The organism is Turicimonas sp. TL08, from assembly GCF_054660695.1.
This window is the reverse complement of sequence record NZ_BAAGDP010000104.1, coordinates 1-255: the sequence shown is the minus strand read 5'-3', so window position 1 is coordinate 255 and position 255 is coordinate 1. Positions and strand designations below refer to the sequence as shown.

At 42.4% G+C, this 255-nt stretch carries 1 pseudogene; it reads left to right on the top strand.

Features of this window, described 5'->3' with window-relative positions:
• A pseudogene (locus ACYQ4O_RS13130) lies at positions 1-255 on the top strand (RNA-guided endonuclease TnpB family protein); the annotation flags it as partial.

Here is a 255-nt window from a genome sequence, read left to right as displayed (position 1 = left end):
CAAGCATATCCGTTGGCGAAAATTGGATCAAGATTCCGAAGTGCAATCCGATAAAAGCCGTTATTCACCGTCCGATTCTTGGCATCGTAAGAAGCATCACGGTAACAAAGGATCGTGTAGGAGACTATTACGCCTCTGTTCTATGCGAAACAGGAGAAAAAGAACCCGAACCTATCAAGGTGCTTAAAGAATCAGCAATTAAAGGAATTGATGCAGGGATTAGAGTATTTCTTACAGATTCGGACAATCAGGAGA